This is a genomic window from Nonomuraea sp. NPDC050153, assembly GCF_044460125.1.
Classification (GTDB): domain Bacteria; phylum Actinomycetota; class Actinomycetes; order Streptosporangiales; family Streptosporangiaceae; genus Nonomuraea.
Genome location: NZ_JBITJQ010000007.1, coordinates 243,074 through 263,077 on the forward strand (window position 1 = coordinate 243,074; position 20,004 = coordinate 263,077).

The 20,004-nt window shown below is 70.0% G+C and carries 20 protein-coding genes; 11 read left to right on the forward strand and 9 right to left on the reverse strand.

Features of this window, described 5'->3' with window-relative positions:
- Window positions 1–3: 3 nt before the first annotated feature.
- Both ACIBQ1_RS20435 and ACIBQ1_RS20440 read left to right on the forward strand, forming a co-directional pair.
- Window positions 4–2,379 (forward strand): glycoside hydrolase family 3 C-terminal domain-containing protein, encoded by a 2,376-nt coding sequence (locus ACIBQ1_RS20435; RefSeq protein ID WP_397279492.1) that lies wholly within the window; start codon window positions 4–6, stop codon window positions 2,377–2,379.
- Between the two features lie 17 nt (window positions 2,380–2,396).
- Window positions 2,397–3,167 carry an SDR family NAD(P)-dependent oxidoreductase gene (locus ACIBQ1_RS20440; RefSeq protein WP_397279494.1) on the forward strand — a complete coding sequence of 257 codons (771 nt, stop codon included), beginning with the start codon at window positions 2,397–2,399 and terminating at the stop codon, window positions 3,165–3,167.
- A 357-nt stretch (window positions 3,168–3,524) separates the two neighbouring features.
- Here the strand turns inward: ACIBQ1_RS20440 and ACIBQ1_RS20445 are convergent, their stop codons facing one another.
- Entirely contained in the window at window positions 3,525–4,526 is a 1,002-nt protein-coding gene (locus ACIBQ1_RS20445) for a LacI family DNA-binding transcriptional regulator (protein ID WP_397279496.1), read from the reverse strand.
- A gap of 297 nt (window positions 4,527–4,823) precedes the next feature.
- Complete coding sequence (locus tag ACIBQ1_RS20450) at window positions 4,824–5,627, reverse strand: hypothetical protein (protein WP_397279498.1); 804 nt, start codon at window positions 5,625–5,627, stop codon at window positions 4,824–4,826.
- Between the two features lie 402 nt (window positions 5,628–6,029).
- Here ACIBQ1_RS20450 and ACIBQ1_RS20455 point away from each other — a divergent pair, with 402 nt between their 5' ends.
- On the forward strand, window positions 6,030–7,037 hold the full coding sequence (locus ACIBQ1_RS20455) for a sensor histidine kinase (protein ID WP_397279500.1): 1,008 nt from the start codon (window positions 6,030–6,032) through the stop codon (window positions 7,035–7,037).
- Entirely contained in the window at window positions 7,034–7,738 is a 705-nt protein-coding gene (locus ACIBQ1_RS20460; protein ID WP_397279502.1) for a response regulator, read from the forward strand. The genes ACIBQ1_RS20455 and ACIBQ1_RS20460 overlap by 4 nt, the downstream gene beginning before the upstream one ends.
- 168 nt (window positions 7,739–7,906) lie before the next feature.
- Here the strand turns inward: ACIBQ1_RS20460 and ACIBQ1_RS20465 are convergent, their stop codons facing one another.
- Window positions 7,907–9,148 carry a serine hydrolase domain-containing protein gene (locus ACIBQ1_RS20465; protein ID WP_397279504.1) on the reverse strand — a complete coding sequence of 414 codons (1,242 nt, stop codon included), beginning with the start codon at window positions 9,146–9,148 and terminating at the stop codon, window positions 7,907–7,909.
- A gap of 90 nt (window positions 9,149–9,238) precedes the next feature.
- Complete coding sequence (locus ACIBQ1_RS20470) at window positions 9,239–9,622, reverse strand: DUF1048 domain-containing protein (protein ID WP_397279764.1); 384 nt, start codon at window positions 9,620–9,622, stop codon at window positions 9,239–9,241.
- Window positions 9,623–9,949: 327 nt separating this feature from the next.
- On the opposite strand from ACIBQ1_RS20470, the gene ACIBQ1_RS20475 reads away from it, so the two are divergent.
- Window positions 9,950–10,678 (forward strand): helix-turn-helix domain-containing protein, encoded by a 729-nt coding sequence (locus ACIBQ1_RS20475; protein ID WP_397279506.1) that lies wholly within the window; start codon window positions 9,950–9,952, stop codon window positions 10,676–10,678.
- A gap of 100 nt (window positions 10,679–10,778) precedes the next feature.
- Here ACIBQ1_RS20475 and ACIBQ1_RS20480 read toward each other — a convergent pair whose 3' ends face one another.
- Complete coding sequence (locus tag ACIBQ1_RS20480; protein WP_397279508.1) at window positions 10,779–11,075, reverse strand: hypothetical protein; 297 nt, start codon at window positions 11,073–11,075, stop codon at window positions 10,779–10,781.
- A 75-nt stretch (window positions 11,076–11,150) separates the two neighbouring features.
- Here ACIBQ1_RS20480 and ACIBQ1_RS20485 point away from each other — a divergent pair, with 75 nt between their 5' ends.
- From ACIBQ1_RS20485 to ACIBQ1_RS20495, 3 genes are all read left to right on the forward strand, one after another.
- Entirely contained in the window at window positions 11,151–11,384 is a 234-nt protein-coding gene (locus ACIBQ1_RS20485) for a hypothetical protein (RefSeq protein ID WP_397279510.1), read from the forward strand.
- A gap of 359 nt (window positions 11,385–11,743) precedes the next feature.
- A complete protein-coding gene (locus tag ACIBQ1_RS20490) occupies window positions 11,744–13,108 on the forward strand; it encodes an ankyrin repeat domain-containing protein (RefSeq protein ID WP_397279511.1) in 1,365 nt (454 codons plus the stop codon).
- Between the two features lie 301 nt (window positions 13,109–13,409).
- Complete coding sequence (locus ACIBQ1_RS20495) at window positions 13,410–14,396, forward strand: NAD(P)-dependent alcohol dehydrogenase (RefSeq protein ID WP_397279513.1); 987 nt, start codon at window positions 13,410–13,412, stop codon at window positions 14,394–14,396.
- Window positions 14,397–14,816: 420 nt separating this feature from the next.
- Here the strand turns inward: ACIBQ1_RS20495 and ACIBQ1_RS20500 are convergent, their stop codons facing one another.
- Window positions 14,817–15,740, reverse strand: coding sequence for an endonuclease/exonuclease/phosphatase family protein (locus tag ACIBQ1_RS20500; RefSeq protein ID WP_397279515.1), 924 nt, complete (start codon window positions 15,738–15,740; stop codon window positions 14,817–14,819).
- A gap of 61 nt (window positions 15,741–15,801) precedes the next feature.
- Between ACIBQ1_RS20500 and ACIBQ1_RS20505 the strand changes: the two genes are divergently transcribed.
- Window positions 15,802–16,566 carry a class I SAM-dependent methyltransferase gene (locus tag ACIBQ1_RS20505; RefSeq protein WP_397279766.1) on the forward strand — a complete coding sequence of 255 codons (765 nt, stop codon included), beginning with the start codon at window positions 15,802–15,804 and terminating at the stop codon, window positions 16,564–16,566.
- Between the two features lie 180 nt (window positions 16,567–16,746).
- Window positions 16,747–17,205: a hypothetical protein gene (locus ACIBQ1_RS20510; RefSeq protein WP_397279517.1), complete on the forward strand. Its 459-nt coding sequence runs from the start codon at window positions 16,747–16,749 to the stop codon at window positions 17,203–17,205.
- A gap of 164 nt (window positions 17,206–17,369) precedes the next feature.
- Here the strand turns inward: ACIBQ1_RS20510 and ACIBQ1_RS20515 are convergent, their stop codons facing one another.
- A complete protein-coding gene (locus ACIBQ1_RS20515) occupies window positions 17,370–17,972 on the reverse strand; it encodes a TetR/AcrR family transcriptional regulator (protein WP_397279518.1) in 603 nt (200 codons plus the stop codon).
- A 99-nt stretch (window positions 17,973–18,071) separates the two neighbouring features.
- Between ACIBQ1_RS20515 and ACIBQ1_RS20520 the strand changes: the two genes are divergently transcribed.
- The gene (locus ACIBQ1_RS20520) at window positions 18,072–18,893 is read left to right on the forward strand and encodes a class I SAM-dependent methyltransferase (protein WP_397279520.1); all 822 of its coding nucleotides are present in this window, start codon (window positions 18,072–18,074) and stop codon (window positions 18,891–18,893) included.
- Here the strand turns inward: ACIBQ1_RS20520 and ACIBQ1_RS20525 are convergent.
- Both ACIBQ1_RS20525 and ACIBQ1_RS20530 read right to left on the reverse strand, forming a co-directional pair.
- Window positions 18,854–18,982, reverse strand: coding sequence for a hypothetical protein (locus tag ACIBQ1_RS20525; protein ID WP_397279522.1), 129 nt, complete (start codon window positions 18,980–18,982; stop codon window positions 18,854–18,856). The two genes, ACIBQ1_RS20520 and ACIBQ1_RS20525, sit on opposite strands and share 40 nt — an antisense overlap.
- Before the next feature lie 225 nt (window positions 18,983–19,207).
- Window positions 19,208–19,816 carry an NUDIX domain-containing protein gene (locus tag ACIBQ1_RS20530; protein WP_397279767.1) on the reverse strand — a complete coding sequence of 203 codons (609 nt, stop codon included), beginning with the start codon at window positions 19,814–19,816 and terminating at the stop codon, window positions 19,208–19,210.
- Between the last annotated feature and the right edge of the window lie 188 nt (window positions 19,817–20,004).

Sequence of the window (20,004 nt, forward strand, 5' to 3'; positions counted from 1 at the left end):
CCTGTGCTCTCATTCGATGAGGCGGATCTGTCACGCCGCCTCGCCGCCATGACGTTGAAGGAGAAGGTCGCCCTGCTGACCGGGGCGGACGCCTGGACGCTGACGCCGGTGGCGTCGGCCGGGCTGGCCGCACTGGCCCTGTCGGACGGTCCCGTCGGGCCGCGCGGCACCTCCTTCGGCAGCGACAACCCCGCCTCGCTGCTCTTCCCGAGCCCGACCTCGCTGGCCGCGGCGTGGGACGAGGACGCCGCACGCGAGACCGGCCGGCTGATGGGCGCCCGAGCGCGGGAGATGGGCGTCCACGTACTGCTCGCGCCGACGGTCAACCTGCACCGCTCGCCGCTGGGCGGCCGCCACTTCGAGTGCTACTCCGAGGACCCGCTGCTCACCGCCCGCATGGCCGTCGCCTTCATCCAGGGCGTGCAGTCGGCGGGGGTCGCGGCGACCGTCAAGCACTTCGTGGGCAACGACTCCGAGACCGAGCGGATGACGTACGACGCCCGCATCGACGAGGCCACCTTGCGCGAGGTGTATCTGGCGCCGTTCGAGGCGGCGGTACGCGAGGCCGGCGTGTGGGCGGTGATGGCCGCCTACAACAGCGTCAACGGCCAGACCATGACGGAGAACCGCCGCCTGCTCACCGACGTGCTGAAGGACGAGTGGGGCTTCGACGGCGTCGTGGTCTCCGACTGGACCGCCGCCCGCTCCACCGAGGCGACCGCGCTGGCCGGGCTCGACCTGGCCATGCCCGGTCCGGACGGGCCGTGGGGAGACGCACTCGTCGCGGCCGTGGAGGACGGGCGCGTGCCGATGGCGGCCGTGGACGACAAGGTGCTGCGGATCCTGCGGCTCGCCGCACGTACCGGCGCGCTCGACGGCGTCGCCGCGGTCCCGGCCCCCGCCGTACCGGACGACGTCCGCGACCGGCTGCGCGAGCTGGCGATCCGCGGCTCGGTGCTGCTGCGCAACGACGGCCTGCTGCCCCTGCGGGCCACCGAGCTGCGCCGGGTCGCGCTGATCGGGCCGAACGCGGTTCGCTTCGCCGCGCAGGGAGGCGGCAGCGCGCACGTCACCCCCGAGCACGTGGTCACGCCGCTCGAAGGGCTGCGCCGGGTGCTCGGCGGAGACGCCGAGATCACCGTCCACGCCGGCGTCTTCCCGCACGCCAAGCTGCTGCCCCTGCCCGCCCACCTGGCCGCGGACCCCGAGACGGGCCGGCCGGGCGTTCGGCTGGAGTACCGTGCGGCCGACGGCGGCGTGGTGACGGCCGAGCACCGCGACCCGGCCTCCTGGTGGTTCCCGATCATCCTGGCCGACGAGGTGACAGAGCTGGCGGTACGCGCCCGCCTCACCCTGGCCGAGCCCGGCCTCCACCGGCTGTCGGTCCTGGGCACCGGACAGCACACCCTGCGCGTCCCCGGCCGGGACGACCAGGTCCACGAACAGCTCCAGGACGGCGACGACATCGGCGCCCTGCTGCTCAGCCCGCCCTCGCACACCTTCGCCTTCACCGCCGACGCCGGTCAGGTGGACATCGAGGTGCTGATCACCCCGCAGCGCAACCTCCCCTACCCGATCACCCTGGCAGGGCTCGGCTACGCCCCGCCACGCGGCACCGACGAGGAGGAACTGGCCGCCGCCGTCGATGCCGCACGTGCCGCCGACGTGGCGATCCTGCTGGTCGGCAGCGACGCCGACACCGAGACCGAGAGTCTCGACCGGGCAGGGCTGGCGTTGCCCGGCCGCCAGGACGAGCTGGTACGTCAGGTGTGCGCGGCCAACCCGCGCACCGTGGTCGTGGTCAACGCCGGGGCGCCGTGGCTGATGCCCTGGGCGCAGGAGCCCGGCGCGCTGCTGTGGTCGTGGTTCCCCGGCCAGGAGGGCGGCGACGCCGTGGCCGACGTCCTGTTCGGCGCCGAACCTGGGGGCCGTCTGCCCACCACCTTCCCCGCCACCGAGTCCGACGTGCCGATTCTGTCCACCCGGCCGGTCGACGGGGTCCTGGACTATGCCGAAGGCGACCGCATCGGCTACCGGGCCTACCGTTCCGCCGGTGTGCTCTACCCCTTCGGTCACGGCCTGTCGTACACCACCTGGGAATATCTGCGAGCCGCCGTCGTGGACGGCGCCGTCGAGGTGACCGTACGCAACGCCGGCGACCGGCCGGGGCGCGAGGTCGTCCAGGCGTACCTGGACGAGGGCGGCGAGCCCCGCCTGGCCGGATTCGCCGCCGTCGAGGCGACACCCGGCCAGAGCGTCACCGCCCGCATCGGCATCGCACCTCGGACGCTGTCCCGCTGGGCCGGCGCCGACGGCCCGCACGTGCTGCGCATCGGCCGCTCCTCCGCCGACCTCACCTTGACCTGCACCATCGACTGAGACGGGAACAATCACCCATGATGCGACTCACCGACCGCCGCGTGCTGATCACCGGCGCCGCCTCCGGCATCGGCCAGGCCACCGCGCTGCGACTGCTGTCCGAAGGCGCCCGCGTGGTGGCGGCCGACCTCGCCGAGGACGGTCTCAAGGAGACCCGCGCGCTGGCCAGCCGGCAAGGCACCGCGGACCGGCTCACCACGCGCCTTCTGGACATCGCCGACGAGGGCTCGGTCGGCGAGGTGGTCCCGGCCGCGACCGCCGAGCTGGGAGGGCTGGACGCCCTGGTCAACGCCGCGGCCGTCCTGCGTGGCGCGCACACCCACGACTGCTCGCTGGAGCTGTGGAACCGGATCATCGCCGTCAACCTGACCGGCACCTTCCTCATGACCAGGGCCGCGCTGCCCACCCTGCTCGAATCCGGCCGCGGCGTGGTGGTCAACTTCAGCTCCACCGCCGCCTTCTTCGCCCACCCGTTCATGGCCGCCTACTCGGCCAGCAAGGGCGGCATCGCCTCCTTCACCCACAGCCTCGCCCTGGAGTACGCCAAGCAGGGGTTGCGCGCGGTCAACGTCGTGCCGGGCGGGATCAGCAGCGGGATCACCGACAACATCGGCTCGCTCGTGCCCGAGGACACCGACTGGAACCTCTTCCTCAAACTGACCGCCGCCATCGGCGACGGACTGCCCGGCCCTGAAAACGTCGCCGGGGTGGTCGCCATGCTGGTCTCCGACGACGGCGCGTTCATCACCGGCACCGAGATCCGCGTCGACGGCGGCGCGCACATGTGATCTGAACGATGTGGCGCACTCGCCCGTCGACGACGCGGGTCGGCGAGGGCGTCGCCGCAGAAGACCGGCCCCGCGATGCCGGGCTCCCAGGCCACGAGCCGACGTCGTCACCTCCACCGCCCCGCGCGTCGCCCGCCGCTGCCCGCCGTACGCGACGCCGACGGCGGCTCTGTCCCCTCGGGGACAGGGCCGCGAGCTGTGCGTACGCGGCCCGCAGGTCTCCGGCGAGTACGCGCACGCCTCTCACCTGGACGGGACCTGAGCCGGCCCTCTCCTGCGTCACCATGGGGTCCTTCAGCGAACGGCCTTGATGGGCAGGACGATCAGACCGCCGAGCACGGTCGCGATCTGCTCGGTTCAGGCCGACTCTCGTTCGACCACATGGACGATGTCCGGGAGGAAGTCCAGTTCGGGGGACCCGCCCTCCAGCGCCGCGAGGAGAGCGCGGGCGATGCGGGCGCCCATCTCGCCGCTCTCCTGGGCGACCGTGGTCAGCGCCGGTACGGCGAAACGGGCCGCGGGAATGTCATCGGCGCCGATCACGGCCAGATCGCCCGGCGCCGCCAGGCCCAGCGCCCGCATCCCGGCCAGCAGGGCCAAAGCCACGTCATCGTTGTAGGCGCACACCGCCGTCGCTGCGTCCCGCCAACTCGCGACCACGTCGGCCGCGGCCGCGGTCTCCATCGGTAGGGTGGACATGATCGGAGCCGGCAGCCCGGCATCCGCGCAGGCCTGCGCGGCGCCTTCGGCGCGCCCACGGCCGAGCGCGGCCAGTCTCGGATCGTCGGGCAGGGCGCAGGCCAGCCGGGTATGGCCCTTGCCTATCAGATACTCGGCCTGCAATCGGCCGATCCCCTTGATCCAGAAGCTGGTGCTCAGGTCGTGACCGGAGGGCTGCGATGGCGGCAGGACGGCGGAGATGCCCGCTCTGCGCATGCTCTCCAGTTCCTGAGGTGTGAACGGTCGCATGCCGAACACGGCCGCCGGGGTGAGCGCGCTCCACAGCCGTGCCAGCCCGTCGTCCTCGCCCGCGTGAACGTGGGTGACCAGGGTGAGGCCGGCCTCTCCCAGCACCTGTGCGGCCCGGTCGATCAGGTCGGCCATGGTGTGGCCCTGCGGCCAGTCGGGCAGCACGAACACCGCGACGTCGCTGCGGCCACTGCGCAGAGTGCGGGCGGGGGCGTACGGTGTGTAGCCCAGCCGGGCCGCGACCTCAAGCACCCGCTCGCGGGTGGCCTGCGGGATCGACTGGTTGGGCGTGTTGTTCAGGACGAAGCTGACGGTGGCGCGCGACAGACCGGCCTCGCGCGCCACGTCCACGCTGGTGACGCGGCGCGTGGTCTTCTTCTTGTCCGACACCCCGTGCCCCCTGGCCAATCGTCGACGTCTGCTGCTGTTGCGGTGAGGTCCCACCGATGTTAACGTGCGCAAGGACCTGAATTACACGTGTTAGTGCTCCGAGTTCGATGATCGCCGGCCGCCCCGTTCGGCAACGCGTCCCAGGCAAGGTTCGTCCTGTCGCGCCGGTACGCCGCTCCCGCCCATCAGGCCGGCGGGAGTGCCTGGTCGGGCGGTGCGCCGCCGGTAGGGGGAGTCGATCATGGCTCGCACCGGCCGGAGCCGCCCGCGGGGGCTCTCGCCGATGGTCCGAGGTCCTCATCCCCTTGGGCCGTAGGCCGTCATGAGGATGTGCACGAGGACGAGGACGACGATCCAGAACAGGGCGCGTCTGGTCGGTGGGGGACCGCCGCGCAGCAGGGAGATGCCCAGGGGGATGAAGGCGACGCAGAGGCCGCCCACGGCGATGAAGGACTGCGGTTCGGTGCCTTTGAGCGTCCCGAGCGCGAGCGCCGACATCAGGCCGAGCGCGATCGAGCGGCCCAGCCCCAACGCGCCGGAGCGGTAGGCGCCGATGGCCAGCACGATCCAGCCGAAGAAGGCCGGTCCGGACATGGCCCTGAACGGATGCCAGACCGTATCCCGCCACGCCAGGTAGTAGCCGTCGATGCCGCCGAGCATGGTGTGCAGGCCAAGGTTGTCGGTCAGGTGGAAGGCCAGGTGATCTGTGCCGAACTGGAAGGTACGGGTGAACAGGCCGACGATCACCAGGCAACCGCCCCACAGTCCCCACAGCGGGTTGGTGGCGGCGATCCTCTGCGCCAGCGTCATGACCGCCGGCCACAGCAGCACGAACCCGCCGGCGAAGCACACGTAGGCCGCGGTGATGAGGGCGGGATGCTGGGTGTAGGCGACGAGCTGATAAGGGACGAAGTAGTAGAACGGGGAGCGCAGGAGAGTTCCGGTCATGATCAGGGCAGGGCCGCCGATGAACGAGATGGCGCTCACCCATCGGCCGGGGAACGGGGGCCGGCGGTCCAGACCGGCAGCGGCGTTGGCGGCCCGCCGGTCGGCGGCGGTCTGCCGCCATCGTGTCAATTGTCGTTGAAGATCAATATTCATGGATTACCGCCCGCCTTGTTCGCTTCGGGGCGCTCCGGCGTGGTGTGCCGGGGGCGCTCCAGCATGGTGCGGGGCGAGGCGGCGGGCGCGCGTCCGGCTCAGGTCGCATCTTGGCCGGCAGGCACGAGCAAGGGATACAACCTCAGACGGAGGCGCATGTCCGACCGTGGGCAGATGCCGAGTGATCTGGTGAGGCGATAACTTCCCGTCATGGAGTGGGCTCGGCGGATCGGTGGAAAGGGCGCTGTCGACGCGGCGGTGGCCGTCATCGTGGCGCTGACCGTCGGATACGCCATTGTCGACCCGCCCGGGCCGTCGTCGCCGTGGCCCGCTTGGTCCGCGTGGCCGGTAGCGGCGGTCGTGAGCTTTCCTGCTGCGGTTCGGCGGCTTCGGCCGCGGACCATGCTCGCTCTCGCGTGCGCAGCGGGCGTCGCGGCGACTGTGACCGGCGCCGTCGCGGCGGGCGTGATCTGGCTGACTTTCGCGCCGACCGTGCTGGTGCTGTACCTGGTGGCCGCCACCGCCTCGCTTGTCTGGTCGGTGACGGGCCTGGCGGCCTGCGCGCTGGGAGCGGTCGCAGCGATTCTGATCTTCTACGACCAGGTGTTCCCCGGACTCGCACCCGCGGCGTCGCCCACCGAGATGCCGCCGTACTGGCCGGTGGAGATCGGTGCGACCTGCGTCCTCCTGGCCGCCGGGTGGGTCGTGGGAACGGTCGTCCGCTGGAAGCGGGACACGACCGCCCGCCTCGTCCGGCACCTCGCCGAGGCCGCGGTGGCCGACGAACGCAGGCGCATCGCCCGGGAGCTGCATGACGTGATCGGCCACAGCATGAGCCTGATCGCCGTCAAGGCCACCGTGGCCAACCATGTCGCCGACGCGCGTCCGCAGGAGGTGCGCGCCGCGCTGGCCGTCATCGAGCAGACCAGCCGCGGCACGCTCGCCGAGATCCACCGAGTGCTCGGCCTCCTGCGGTCCGACGGCGATCTGCAGGAGACCCATGTGCCTGTTCCCGGCATGGCGAACCTGCCCGAGCTGGCCGCCCACGCCCGCTCGGCCGGGGTCGAGGTGGACCTGACCGTCCGCGCGGAGGCGGAGCTGTCACCCACGGTCGCGGCATCGGTGTATCGGATCGTGCAACAGGCCCTGACCAACGTCATCACTCACGCGGGGCCCACCCGCTGCTCGGTCACCGTGGACGTCGATGGGCAGGCGGCCGTCATCGAGGTCGTCGACGACGGCCCCCGTCACGGCCGCCCCTCGCGAACGGTCCCCGGCGGACACGGCCTGATCGGCATGCGCGAACGGGTCAAACTGTACGGAGGCATGTTCAGCGCGGAATTCCGGCCCGAGGGAGGCTTTCGCGTGGCGGCTCGACTGCCCTACGACCCGAACGGCACCAGCACATGACCACCGACGCCGGCCCGCACGATCCGCCCCCGCCCATCCGGGTCCTGCTCGCCGAGGACCAGGTCCTGATACGTGACAGCCTCAAAGTCCTCATCGACGCCACGCCAGGACTGGCCACCGTCGGAGAGGCGGGCACCGGCGCCGAAGCCGTACTCCTGGCGCGTCGGCAGCGACCGGACGTCGTCCTCATGGACGTGCGGATGCCGGACATGGACGGTATCGAGGCGACCAGACGCATCTGCGCCGACCCCGACAGCGCCGGCATCCGCGTGCTGATCCTCACCACGTTCGACCAGGACGAGTACGTGTACGCGTCGCTCAGAGCCGGTGCCAGCGGCTTCCTCGTCAAGAGCGCCACAGCGACCGAGCTCCTGGCCGCCATCCGGGTCATCGCCTCCGGCGAGGCGCTGCTCGCGCCCACCGTGACCCGTCGGCTCATCGCCGAGTTCCTGCGCGGTCCGCACCCCGCCCCGGTCCTGAGAGATCTCAGCGACATCACCCAACGCGAGCGTGAGGTGCTCACCCTCGTCGGTAAGGGAATGTCCAACTCCGAGATCGCCGAGCACCTTCACCTCACTGTCGGCACGGTCAAGACCCACATCAGCCGCCTCCTGGCCAAATTGCGCGCCCGCGACCGAGCCCAGCTCGTCGTCGCCGCCTACGAAGGCGGGCTCATCACCCTCCCGGAGGGCCGCCGGTGACCGATCGGCCTCGGCGGAATCCCGGCCACCGTGGCGCGCGACGCCCCGGGGAACCGCTTACGGTGACACCCGGTCACGTCGACGAAGGCGATCGCGGAACGTGGTGGTGTCGAAGGTCGGAGCCTGGTCGAGGTCTTCTGCCGGGCCGGCCTCGACCAGGGAGGCGGGTCAGTCGTCGATCGCCTGGTAGAGGGTGGTCCAGAAGTCGTGGATGGCCCGCGACGAATCGGGGGTGGACATCCCGGTCTGGGTGAGCAGGATGCCGACAAGCTGCTTGTCCGGGTCGGCGTAGGTGGTGGTGCCGGTTCCGCCGTCCCAGCCGAACTGGCCGATGGACGCGTAGTCACCACGGTAGGTGCGCACCGCCATCCCGAAGCCCCAGCCGCCGTGCTGCCCCAGGCCGTAACCCAGATGGACGACGCTGCGGCCCCAGGCTTCTCGGGCGGCTTGTTGCTCGGGCGTGAGGCGGTTGCCGGTCATCAGCTCGACGGCGGGCCGGGACAGGATCCGCCGGCCCTCGTGCGTCCCGCCGTTGAGCAGCATCCGGAAGTAGGCGTGATAGTCGTCGACGGTGGAGTCCAGTCCGCCGCCGCCGGACTGGAACGCCGGGGGCTTGCTGTGGTGTCCCCCTTCGGCCTCGTCTTCCACGATGAACTCGCCGCTCTGCCAATCGGGGGCGTACAGGGGCGGCAGCCGGTGGATCTTGTCGGCGGGCACGTGGAAGGCGGTGTCGATCATGCCCAGCGGATCGAAGATGCGTTCGCGCAGGAACGTCTCCAACGACTGGCCGGTGACCCTGGCGACGAGCACGCCGAGCACGTCGTTGCTGATGTTGTACTGCCACCGCTCTCCAGGCTGGTAGGCCAGCGGCAGCTCGCCGAGGCGGCGCATCCACTCATCCGGCTCCGGTGCCGGCAGCAGCCATCCGTCCTCCTGGCCGTAGATCCCCCGCTCGAAGAGCGCGGCCAGGATCGGGGTTCCCTTCGCCGTCATGTCGATGCCGAGCCCGAAGGTGGAGGTGAGCAGGTCCCGTACGGTGATCGGTCGCACGGCCGGCACGGTGTCCTCCAGCGGGCCGTCGGGCCGCTTGAGCACCTGCCGGTCGGCCAGTTCGGGCAGCCACCGGTCCACCGGTTCGTCCAGCCGCAGCCGGCACTCATCCAGCAGGACCATCGCCGCGGCCATCGCGACCGGCTTGGTCGTCGAGGCCATCCGGAAGATGGTGTCGCGGCGCATCGGCGCGCCACCGTCATGACGCATCGTCCCGATCGCCTCGACATGTGTCTGCTCGCCCCGGCTGACCAGGGCCACCAGCCCGGGGATCTTCCCGGACTCGACATGTCCCGCCAGCACCTCACGCAGTCTGCGCAGCCCTGCTTCGGAGAAGCCGCCGTTGCCGTTTCCCATCATGAATTCCCTTCCATATGGTGTTCGATCTGCAAGCACCCGTCCCGGCGTGGCGCCGCACGCGGGCCGGGGGTGAGCTCGGCGTGGCCCGGTTCACAGCCCCGAGGGCGCGAGGTCGCCTTTTCGGGTGTCTTCGCCGGCGGCGCGCGTGATGGCGTCGGTCAGCTGCTTGCGCGCACGGGCGGGGACGTAGCCGCCCTCGGAGTAGCTCTGGACGAACGCCTCGGCGAACTTGACCGGGTCCTGCCCGACGATCTCGCGGATCGGCGTTCCGTCCGCCGCTGCCTGTTCGAACAGGCCGGCGAGGTCTTCGAACCTCGACGCGTCGCTGTCGGCGTCGGTCGGCACGAAGTGCATCATGTGCCGCTCGATCGCTTCGACCGCCGTGCGGTAGCTCTCGGGAAGCTGCTCCCTGCGCGCCTTGTACTGACGCCCCGCCGCTTGGGGCCGATCGCCTTTGCCAGGAAACCGCCAAATTTAGTGTCGGACATGGTCATCTGCCTCGTTCATGGAGCTGTTCGAACCGTTCTGTGAGGAAGCTCCAGGTCCTCCAGAAGTCTTCGCGACGTTCACAGATTGCTGAACGTCTGCGACGATACATTGCATTCACGGATCGGTCAACATGCAAAGAAGGCTTATAGCGCCTGTTCAGACTGGCTTATGGGCCGATATTGCAATGACTGTGACACTGAATGCAATAAGCGATCAAGACTTCTATTGCAATGAACTCCGAGTGAATGCATACTGTCCCGCGGGGATGCGGACCCCGAGCCCCGCGCGCCGACAGATGGGAGACGAGCGCCGATGCCCGGAGACAGACTCACCGAAGAGGACCGTCAGCAGATCGCTGCGGGGCTGGCCGAAGGGCTCGGATTCACGGAGATCGGCCGGCGTCTCGGGCGGCCCGCCTCGACCATCATGCGGGAGGTCACCCGCAACGGCGGACCCGACGAATACGGGGCACGGCAGGCGCAGGAGGCCACGAAACATCGTGCACGCCGGCACAGGAAGGCTCAGTCTCCCGCGCCGCCGGTCGGCGACAGCAGCCATGGGCGTGACCCCCAGGCGGTCCAGAACCTCACGGAATCCTTCGCCACACTCCTCGAACAGCAGGGCATGCCCCGGATGGCGGCCAGGATGCTGGCCTGCCTGTACGTCGCCGACTCCGGTGCCCTCACCGCCGCTGACCTGGTCCAGCGGCTTCGCGTCAGCCCCGCGTCGATCTCACAGACCGTCGCCTTCCTCGAACAGCAGGGACTGCTCAAGCGGGAACGAGTCCCCGGCGGCCGCCGCGAATGCTATGTCGTCGACGACGAGCTCTGGGTCCGGTCCACCCTCGCGGCTCTGGAAATGAACGACACCCTGGCCGCCGCATCGCAGCGAGCGGCGGAGATCCTCGGAGCCGCGACCCCGGCCGGCTCCCGCTTCGGCGTCGCCGCCGAGTTCCTGCTCCTCGTGAGCGTGACCCTCCGGCAGGTCATGGAGCAGTGGCAGCAGAGTCAGGCCGGCCGGAACGCCGGGCGCCGGTCATGATCTGTCGCGGCCTTCGGCGGCGGTCGCTCGCACTCCTCACCGGCAGGCGTGCACGCCCACCGCCCCGCGATCACCATGCTGCGGCCCCGCAGCATGGTGATCAGCTTGGCGGCCGGGTGGTTCGCGCCATCGGGGCGGTCCGATCGCCGGCGTCCCCGTCCGTGTCGACGCCTGTCCGCACCAGCTTCTTGGCGCCCTCGCCGGTGATGAGGCCGGTGAGGGGCGTGGTCCCGGACCGGTCGGTCTCGGGGCCGGTGGCGAGGACCTCGTCGCCGAGCTCGACCTCGGCGATCGGCTTGGTGGTGCCGTCGGCCATCACGACCTCGGTGTCCGGGGTGAAGCTGTCGCAGCCGGTCTTGCGGAACCGCTGGACGAGGGCGCCCGCCTTGTCGGCCACGAACTCGGGTCGCCCGCCGCACGATCTTGACGCGCCCGAGCGCCGCCTCCACGCTCCACCGGCGGGAACGACTGCTTGCGCCGCTCGATGTCGGCCGCGTGGTCCGGCAGCAGGCCGTCGCCGTCCACCTCGCCGTCCACCTCGCCGTTCCCGATGGGCGCCCGCGTGTCCGACGCGGACCCGAACGCCGGCACCCCATCCGTGCCGATCCGGCCGAACAGCACGCTGCCACCGTTCACCAGGTCGGTGATGCCGTCGGCGTTGACGTTGCTGAAGTACCGGTCCGTGGTGCTGACAGTGTCGACGTAGTCAACGCACGCCGACCGGCTCCGCTCACTTGACGGCGCCACGGTGCTGTATCGGGCCGTTTTGCCATCGCCGCCCACTGAGGTAAAGGCAGTCCTGCCTCCAATCCTTCCGTCGCCGCGGCTGCCGTGACTGGCTTCAGGATCCAAGTCGCCCCAATACCAGACGACCCCCCTGACCGGGCTGACGCTTCCTGACGGTTGCCTTCACGCTGAGCCGATCATTACTCTGAAAGGAGCGTGCGAGGGCGCTGCCAGTCCGCGGGCAGGGATTTTCCCACCTCGAGCAGCACGTCAACGCATTGGACAAGACCAACCTCTTTCCGGCCGGGCAAGCGGACCTCGGCGACGAAGGAGGTCGCGATGTCCGATCGTCATTTCGAGCTGCCGGTCCATCCGAACCTGGAGTACTACCGCAAGCAGGCCAAGCACCTGCATCACGCGTACGCGGCGGGCGATGCGGCAGCCGAAGCCCGGGTTGCCGACCTGCTGGGCGATCGAGCCGCCGAGCGGTTCCTGCTCAGCGACGCCCAGTTCGTCCTCGCTCAGGAACACGGATTCCGGACCTGGGCCGAGTTCCGCGCCCACGTCGAAAGCCGCAGCACCACCGCAGAACGGCCGGTCTCCCGCCTCATGGGAGTCAGGCCGGGCATCTACGCCTCGATGGCCGACGCCCTCCTTGCCGAGTTGCGCCGCGGCGATCCCGGCGCGCTGCGACGGTTGCGGGCCTACGTGCCCCGGCACGCCACCGCGACCTCCGCCGCGACCGCCGAGCTTCGCGACGCGCTGCTGATCATCGCGCGGGAGCTCGGCTTCCCGACCTGGCAGGAGCTCGTGTCGTTCACCGAGAAATCCCGGCGCGATCTCGACGAACGCCGGGAGGAGCGGCGGCTGCTGTACCGCGAGGCCGAAGCCCTGCTGGCCGGCGATATCGATCGGCTGGCCGGTCTGACCGCCGAGCAGGCCGATACCCTGCTGCACATGCTCGCCGGCCCCGAGACGATCCCCGGCGTCCGACTCGAGAAGGAGCTCGGCGTGCCGCGCGCCGCAGTCGATGTCCTGCTCGGCAAGGCCACCGACCTGGATCTCCCGCTCACCTGGGCCGCCCGCTGCAACCGGGTCGAATACGTGCGCCTGCTGCTCGACGCCGGCGCCGACCCTGGCACCCGGAAACGGGGCATCACCCCGCTGGAGAACGCCATCTACCACGACAACACGGAGGTCGTCGACCTGCTCGCCGAGCGCGGAATCGTCCCGCAGGCGCTCTGGACGTATGCCGCCTGCGGCCGGCTGGATCTGGTGCGGGCCTGTTTCGACCCGGACGGCAGCCTCCGGCCGGACGCCGCGTCGGCGCGCCCCGACCTCGCCGACACCGGCGCGGGCTTTCCGTCTCGGCTGCCGCCGGCCGATGATCCGGAGGAGATCGTGGGAGAGGCGTTCGTCCATGCCTGCCAGCACGGCCGGATCGAGGTCGTGCGCTGGTTCCTCGACCGCGGCGTCCATCCCGACGTCGCGCCCTACCTCGGGCGGACCGGCCTGCACTGGGCGATCCCGGGCGGTCGTCTCCACGTGATCCGCCTGCTCCTGGAGCGCGGCGCCGACCCATCCCTCCGCGACGATCTCCTCCAGATCGACGCCGACGGCTGGCTGCACATAGCCTTCGCCGCTCGCCCGCACGATCCCGTGGCCCAGCAGCTCCACGATCTGATCGAGTCTCGATCGCGCTGAGTCACCACTGCGGGTCCGGGCCCCCCAAATCGCGATCAACCCGTACGTCGACGTCGACTGCACCGCCTCCAAGGCCGGCGTCTGCGCTTCCGGCGACCGCCAGGAAACCGCCCTGATCACCATGCTGGAAGAACTTCCCTGAGCCGAGGTCCCATCGCCTCCGAGTGCCGTGGGACCCTCTGCCTCCCGCTTCATGAAGATCTCCGGAAGCATGAGCGAGGTTAAGAATTCTTGACATGGTGTCTGCTGCGCTTTACGTTAGAGCGTGTTAAAGATTCTTTACATGGAAGGCGGGATCACGATGAGAGCAGTCACCTACCGCAAGTACGGCACCCCCGACGTCCTGACCGTCGAGGACGTCCAGACCCCCACGCCCGGCGACCAGGATGTGCTGGTGAAGATCCACGCCGCGGTGGTGACGGCTACGGACGCCACCTTCCGCGCCGGCGACCCCTTCTACTCCCGGATGTTCACCGGCCCCGTCAAGCCGAAGGCCGAGACGCTGGGCGGCGAGTTCGCCGGCGAGGTCGTGGCGGTCGGCAAGGACGTCACCCGCTTCGCGGTGGGCGACCGGGTCTTCGGCGACACCGGCCCGGCGTTAGGCGCCCACGCCGAGTACGTGCGCGTGCCCGAGGACGGGGCACTGGCGGTCATGCCGACCGGCCTGGACTACGCTCAGGCCACCGCCGTCCTGGACGGCGTGCTGACGGCCCTGCCCTTCCTCCGCGACCACGCCCGGCTGCGGGAGGGTCAGGAGATCCTCATCAACGGCGCCGCCGGCAGCGTGGGCGCGGCCGCGGTACAACTCGCCAGGCACCTGGGGGCGCGGGTCACCGGGGTGTGCAGCGGGGCCAAGCGGGAGCTGGTGAGATCGCTGGGCGCCGACGAGGTCATCGACTACGCAGAAGAGGACTTCACCCGCTCGGGCCGTACCTACGACGTGGTCTTCGACGCCGCGGGCAAGAGCTCGTTCTCACGAAGCAAGCGCGTGTTGAACAGCGGCGGCGTCTACCTGTCCACCGTTCCCTCCCCGGGGATCCTCCTGCAGTCGTTCTGGACGCGGAAGCTGGGCGACAAGCGGGCGATCATCGCCTTCACCGGCCTGCGCCCCACCCCCGACAAGGCCGAGGACCTGCGCTTCCTGACCCAGATCACCGAGGCCGGGCAGATGAAGCCGGTCATCGACGGCCGCTACCCGCTGGCGGAGGCCGCCGACGCGCACCGGCGCGTCGACTCCGGCCGCAAACAGGGCTGCGTCCTGATCACCATGGACCACGACGCCGCCTGACGCCGATGCCTGTTCTGGTGCTGTTCGGGCAGCCGGCTCCACACCGGGTGCACGCACCGGGCGACGCGCACCTGGTGGCCGCCGCGCTCGCCGCGGAGGCGGGCTCCCCAGCGGCGATGACGCCGATGAGGTGCGCTCGGCCCAGCCGGTCCAGTCCAGGGTGCGCGGCCCGCCGGGCTGGACGCGGGCGTCGGCCCGCTCGAGTTCGGCGACGCGGGCCTCGATGGTGTGGGCGAAGTCGCGGCGGGTCGGCTCCTGCCGGGTCACGTCGGCCAGGTAGCCGCCCGTCCTGGGAGTGCCCGAGGCTTCGGCCGAAGATGCAACGGATGTGTCGTTGGCCTGCACCGACAGGAAGGCTCAGGTCTGGCGCACCAGTCCCAAGACCTCCGCGTAAGAGCAGGCCGGAGGGCCGGGATCCCATCACGGGAGCCTGACCTCGGCGAACACCGGCCGGTGATCGGTGTGCCGCAGCTCCAGCACGCGGAAGTCCCGCACCGCCATCCGCGAGTCCGCCAGCACATGATCGATCGTCACGCCGGGCGGCCGCAACGTGCGGCCCAGCGCCTGCGGCCAGGTCGCCGTGAATCCCCGTCCCATGACGTCGGCCGCGTCCCGGTAGCCGGATGCCAGCAGCTCACGCATCGGCAGGTGGTCGAGCGTGGCGTTGAAGTCCCCCGCCAGCAGCCGCAACTCCCGGCCGCCGCGCGGCAGCGCGTGGAGACCGCCCTGCCAGCACGGTTGCCGGCCGGTGCGCTTGGGCGCGCACGGGTGTACGGAGACGATCTCCACGCGGGCTCCGCCGGGATGCGCGAGCCACGCCCTGGCCTGCCCGAACGCACCCAGCTTGATCGTCTCTCCGGCCGTCAGCGGATAGCGCGCGTACACGGCGGACCCGCCGACCCCCGGCAACGGCCGCGCGACCGCGTGCGGCAACGCCTGGCGCAGGCCCGATTCCTCCAGCCGCCGCATCGCGTCCGGCGTGAGCTCCTGCAACGTCAGCACGTCCGGCCGCACCTGGCCGACCAGGGTCATCAGCTGGGCCGTGTCCGCCTGGCCCACCATCAGATTGGCCGCCAGCACCCGCAACACCGGCCCGCCCGCAGCCGGATTGCCGTCGGCGAACGCCCGGGGCACGACGGCGAGACCCAGCGCCACCACGGCCGCGATCCCCACCACCCCCGCCGCCCGCCGTCTCAACACCCACGCCAGCGCCCCACCGGCAACCGCCCCGGCCGCCACGTATGGGGTGTACGCCACCATCGGCACCCACGGCCAGTCCGGCTCGAACCCGCTCAGCCGCAGCAGCGCCCACCCGGCGAACGGCACGACAGCGATCCAGCTCATCCATGTACGCACACCCCGTATCGCCACAAACCCCGATATGCGTTCACGCGAATGGTCCACAATGGCCTGCATGTCTGTTACGCCCGAGAAGCATGTTGAGGCCGTATCTTCGTCGCGATTCAACGACTACGACAGGATCGCCGAGGGGTACACGGCCGAGAACGAGACCAGCCTCGTGAACGCGTACTACGAGCGGCCCGCGATGCTGGAGCTCGCCGGGGACGTGACCGGAAGGCGTATCCTCGACGCCGGCTGCGGCTCGGGTCCCCTGTTCTCCGCGCTGCGCGATCGAGGCGCCGTCGTGACCGGCATCGACGCGAGTGCCGGGATGCTGGAGCTGGCCCGACGGCGCCTGGGCGCCGACGCGGATCTGCGGGTCGCCGACCTGGCCGGCCCACTGCCCTTCCCCGACGACGCATTTGACGACGTCATCGCATGCCTGGTGCTGCACTACCTGCAAGACTGGGCTCCGACACTGGCCGAGCTGCGACGCGTGCTGAGGCCTGGCGGCCGACTCCTCGTCTCGGTCGACCATCCTTTCGCCATCACCCTCACGCAGCACATGGCCGGGGAAAAGCCCAAGTACTTCGAGACCCGTAACCGGACCGAAGAATGGACCATGGGCGGGCAGACCGCCCAGATGAGCTTCTGGGACCGGCCGCTGCACGCGATGACCGGCGCCTTCACCGCGGCGGGCTTTCGCATCAGCGTCATCAGCGAACCGCCGTTTGTGCCGGAAGCCCGCGATGTGTTCCCCGAGGAGTTCCGCGAGATCACCGGCACGAGGTTCCTGAGCTTCCTGTTCTTCGTTCTGGAAGCCGACTGACGGCGCCTCGTAACGATCAATTGTTATGGCTTAGCGCTTTCAACGGGTGATCCGGCCCGGTTCGCGGGCCGGGTGATCCGCGGCGGCCGCCAAGCCAAGGCTGTCCTGGTCAACCCCGCCCTGCAAATCTATCCAGGAAAGGTATGACCTGCGTCTTCGACCCCACTCAAGCCCTGCCAGATGCGCGGCACCGACACCGGCGACGACGGACGCACCCCGGACCTGGACGACTGTCGCCCGGGCTGCCGCAACCTCGCACGCACCGACCAGGACCTGGCCATCGTGCACCAGCACGCCACCGATTTGCGAGCCATGGTCGATGATCCGCTCAGCCCGTCGATCCGCCACGATCGAGAGCGCGGACAGCTCGACCGTCTGGAGAAGATCATCACTCAGCACGGAGCGAGCGTGACCGACGATGAGGCTGAACCGGACGAGAAGCTGCTGAAGGACCTGTGGGCTGCTAACGACCGGTTGATCGCCGGGACGGCGCTGAGGTCTTCGGGCAAACTGGCGGTGTCCGCAAGGTCGAGCGCCCGCAGCGCAGCGAGGACGAGCGACCTTGACCTGTGGCGAGGACCGACCACCATCACGGCACCCGGGAAGAGCACACTCCTCCTCCAAAGGCGATCGGAATGATGGAGGTCTGTTGGGCGCGGGAGATCATCCGAGTAGGGGAACTGCGCGCGGTTATGCCAGCGGCCGCCATCACCAGCGCGTAACCGGAGCGGCACCGCCACGGCACCGAACCCGGAGCGGCTCCCAACGCTCACAGCAACAGCCCTTCTGCGCGGGACATCAGCTCATAGCAGTCGTCTTTGCACGACATCGGCGATGACGGCGTTCACGACCTTGCCGACCTCCTCAGGCTCCGGCGGGATCCCCTCCCGGCCGGCGAACAGCATGTGCCCGGCCCCGATCAGGGAAAGCGCCAGTGCATCCACATCGGCGTCGGCCGCGATGCGGCCCAGCTCGCACTCCTCGTTCAGGTAGGCGGCGATCATGGCTGCGGCATCCGTCAAGACCGGGACACCGGGGGCCGGCCGGGCCTGACGCAGCCGGGCACGCAACTCGTCCCGGAAGATCACGAGACCGACGATCGCCACGGCGACCGAGTCGAACAGGTCAATAAGCGCCCCGGTCAGGTTGCGGGCGACGTTGCCGGTCCCGGCGGAGCCGCGAAGGGCGTCGGCCTGGCCCTCGAGCCGGGCGATGCGGTCCCGCACGAGCTCGGCGAGGAAGGCGTCGAAGTCCTCGAAGTGCCGGTGCAGGACACCCTTGGCGACGCCCGCCTCCGCCGTGACCGCCCGGCTGGTCAGGCCGTTCGCCCCGTCCCGGAGCAGGACGCGCTTGGCGGCGTCGAACAACTGCTGCCGGACATCCCGGAGGGCCACTCCAGTCGGCATCGCCCGTTCCTCCTTCTTCACGCGCCTTCGCCCGCCCTTCGCTCACCGCGAACCGCTGCCCGGGTTGTGGAGTGGGCGCCTGCCCACTATGGTGGGCGCATGCCCACTATATCGCGGGAGCAACCAGAGCCTCCCCGGAACCAGCCCCATAAGGCCAGGCAGATGGCGGAGTCGTTCGGGGTCGACACCGAACGCTACGACCGGGCCCGGCCCGACTATCCCGACGCCTTGGTGCGGCAGATCATCACCGCCAGCCCTGGCCTCGACATCGTCGACGTCGGCTGTGGCACCGGCATAGAAGCCCGTCAGTTCCTGGCCGCCGGGTGCAACGTGCTGGGCGTCGAGCCGGACGTCCGGATGGCCGAGTTCGCCCGCCGCACCGGGGTCGAGGTCGAGGTGGCGACGTTCGAGGACTGGGACGCCGCAGGTCGTACCTTCGACGCGGTCGTCGCCGGACAGTCCTGGCACTGGGTGGACCCCGTCGCGGGCGCAGCCAAGGCAGCGCAGGTGCTGCGTCCAGGCGGCCTGCTGGCGGTGTTCGCGCACGCGTACGACCCACCGCCCTTCGTCGCGGAGGCGTTCGCCACCGTCTTCCGCAAGGTGGCGCCCGACTCGCCGCTCAGCGCCGGACCGCCGAGGCCGGCCCAGGACATCTACCAGGCGATGTTCGCCACGTTCACCGACGGCATCCGGAAGACGGCCGGGTTCGGCGAGCCGCAGCAGTGGCGATTCGACTGGGAGCAGCACTACAGCCGCGACGATTGGCTCGACCTGCTGCCCACCACCGGCGCACTCACCCAACTCCCACCAGACAAACTGGCCGAGGTGCTGGAGGGCGTCGGGGCCGCCATCGACGCGATCGGAGGCGGCTTCACCATGGCCTACACCACGATGGCGGTCACCGCGTCACCGAACACCTGAGTCGCCCACCACACCGAGGGCGCGTAGGCCAGGAGCGGCAGCGTCCCGGCCCACGCGCTCCCGGGCGCGTCGGTGAAGTAAATGATCACGGACTCCCGAAAGTCTGAACTCTTCGCACAACACGGAGGCGGGACACAGGCCAGGCGAACCCGAGCTTGGTCGCACCCCGGCACCTGGATAACTGGTCCAGTTCCGCACCGACCAGCGTCCAATTCCGATCAGATCGTGCTCGTCCAGCACACGCGCCACGAGACATCCGGCTCTCTGGCCGGCGCGCAGCTTGGTGGCGCTCCGGGTGGTACCAAAACTCGCCTTCAGATCATGGCCATTCGATCACGAAGTGGAGTCAAGAGGGACCGACGATTGGTACTCGAACCCACTGATGGAATCAACCTCGCCCCACTGGGTCCAGGATGACCACGAAAGATTAGATTGCAACAAACCCGGCTGGGGTGTCGCCACCTGGCGGGCAACTCGCGCGGCGTCGGCATCTCCCTCATCGCGAACGATCCGGACCGCCCGATACCGGTCGACCTGGTGGCCGGGCTGCTGAGCGAATGGATGGGCGGCTTGGCCGAGCGCAACCTGCCCTTGAGCGTGATGAACGGCCGCCTGGTTACCGCGTTCACACGGTCACAGGCCGATGTTGGACTTGGCGCCCACCCGGTGCGGGTGGTCTCGAACGTCAGATGCACGACGTGGGTTCCGCCACCGGGCAGGTGGTCGCACACGTACAGCAACCGGCCGACCTCAACCTCGATGCCGGTCTCCTCGCGCATCTCTCGGGCGAGGGCATCGGCGAGGCTCTCACCCTCCTCCACCTTCCCGCCGGGCAGTGACCACGAGCGGCCGGTGTCGGTGTCCTGGTCAAGGAGCAAGATCCGATCATCCTTGACCACGACGCCAGTGACTCTCACTTTCATCACTGCGGCAAGCTACCCCACGAGGTCGTGTCATGTGCCGTTTGTCATCGTCTACCACCCCTACGACGAGGCGCTTGTCGCCTGGGCCTGCGAGATCTTGAGCGTCGTCGGGCACCCCGGTGAGCTCTGGGTGGCGACCTGTTCCCGGTGTCCAACCAGCTGACCGCACTGCGGTAGTCCGCACCCGG

Excerpts from the sequence above, each read along its gene's own strand:
- ACIBQ1_RS20520 (WP_397279520.1), top strand. The coding sequence starts at position 18,072 with ATGCCCACTATATCGCGGGAGCAACCAGAGCCTCCCCGGAACCAGCCC.
- ACIBQ1_RS20460 (WP_397279502.1), top strand. The coding sequence starts at position 7,034 with ATGACCACCGACGCCGGCCCGCACGATCCGCCCCCGCCCATCCGGGTC.
- ACIBQ1_RS20500 (WP_397279515.1), bottom strand. The coding sequence starts at position 15,740 with ATGAGCTGGATCGCTGTCGTGCCGTTCGCCGGGTGGGCGCTGCTGCGG.
- ACIBQ1_RS20450 (WP_397279498.1), bottom strand. The coding sequence starts at position 5,627 with ATGAATATTGATCTTCAACGACAATTGACACGATGGCGGCAGACCGCC.
- ACIBQ1_RS20440 (WP_397279494.1), top strand. The coding sequence starts at position 2,397 with ATGATGCGACTCACCGACCGCCGCGTGCTGATCACCGGCGCCGCCTCC.
- ACIBQ1_RS20490 (WP_397279511.1), top strand. The coding sequence starts at position 11,744 with ATGTCCGATCGTCATTTCGAGCTGCCGGTCCATCCGAACCTGGAGTAC.
- ACIBQ1_RS20515 (WP_397279518.1), bottom strand. The coding sequence starts at position 17,972 with ATGCCGACTGGAGTGGCCCTCCGGGATGTCCGGCAGCAGTTGTTCGAC.
- ACIBQ1_RS20505 (WP_397279766.1), top strand. The coding sequence starts at position 15,802 with ATGGCCTGCATGTCTGTTACGCCCGAGAAGCATGTTGAGGCCGTATCT.
- ACIBQ1_RS20530 (WP_397279767.1), bottom strand. The coding sequence starts at position 19,816 with ATGAAAGTGAGAGTCACTGGCGTCGTGGTCAAGGATGATCGGATCTTG.
- ACIBQ1_RS20465 (WP_397279504.1), bottom strand. The coding sequence starts at position 9,148 with ATGATGGGAAACGGCAACGGCGGCTTCTCCGAAGCAGGGCTGCGCAGA.
- ACIBQ1_RS20495 (WP_397279513.1), top strand. The coding sequence starts at position 13,410 with ATGAGAGCAGTCACCTACCGCAAGTACGGCACCCCCGACGTCCTGACC.
- ACIBQ1_RS20510 (WP_397279517.1), top strand. The coding sequence starts at position 16,747 with ATGCGCGGCACCGACACCGGCGACGACGGACGCACCCCGGACCTGGAC.
- ACIBQ1_RS20475 (WP_397279506.1), top strand. The coding sequence starts at position 9,950 with ATGCCCGGAGACAGACTCACCGAAGAGGACCGTCAGCAGATCGCTGCG.
- ACIBQ1_RS20455 (WP_397279500.1), top strand. The coding sequence starts at position 6,030 with ATGCTCGCTCTCGCGTGCGCAGCGGGCGTCGCGGCGACTGTGACCGGC.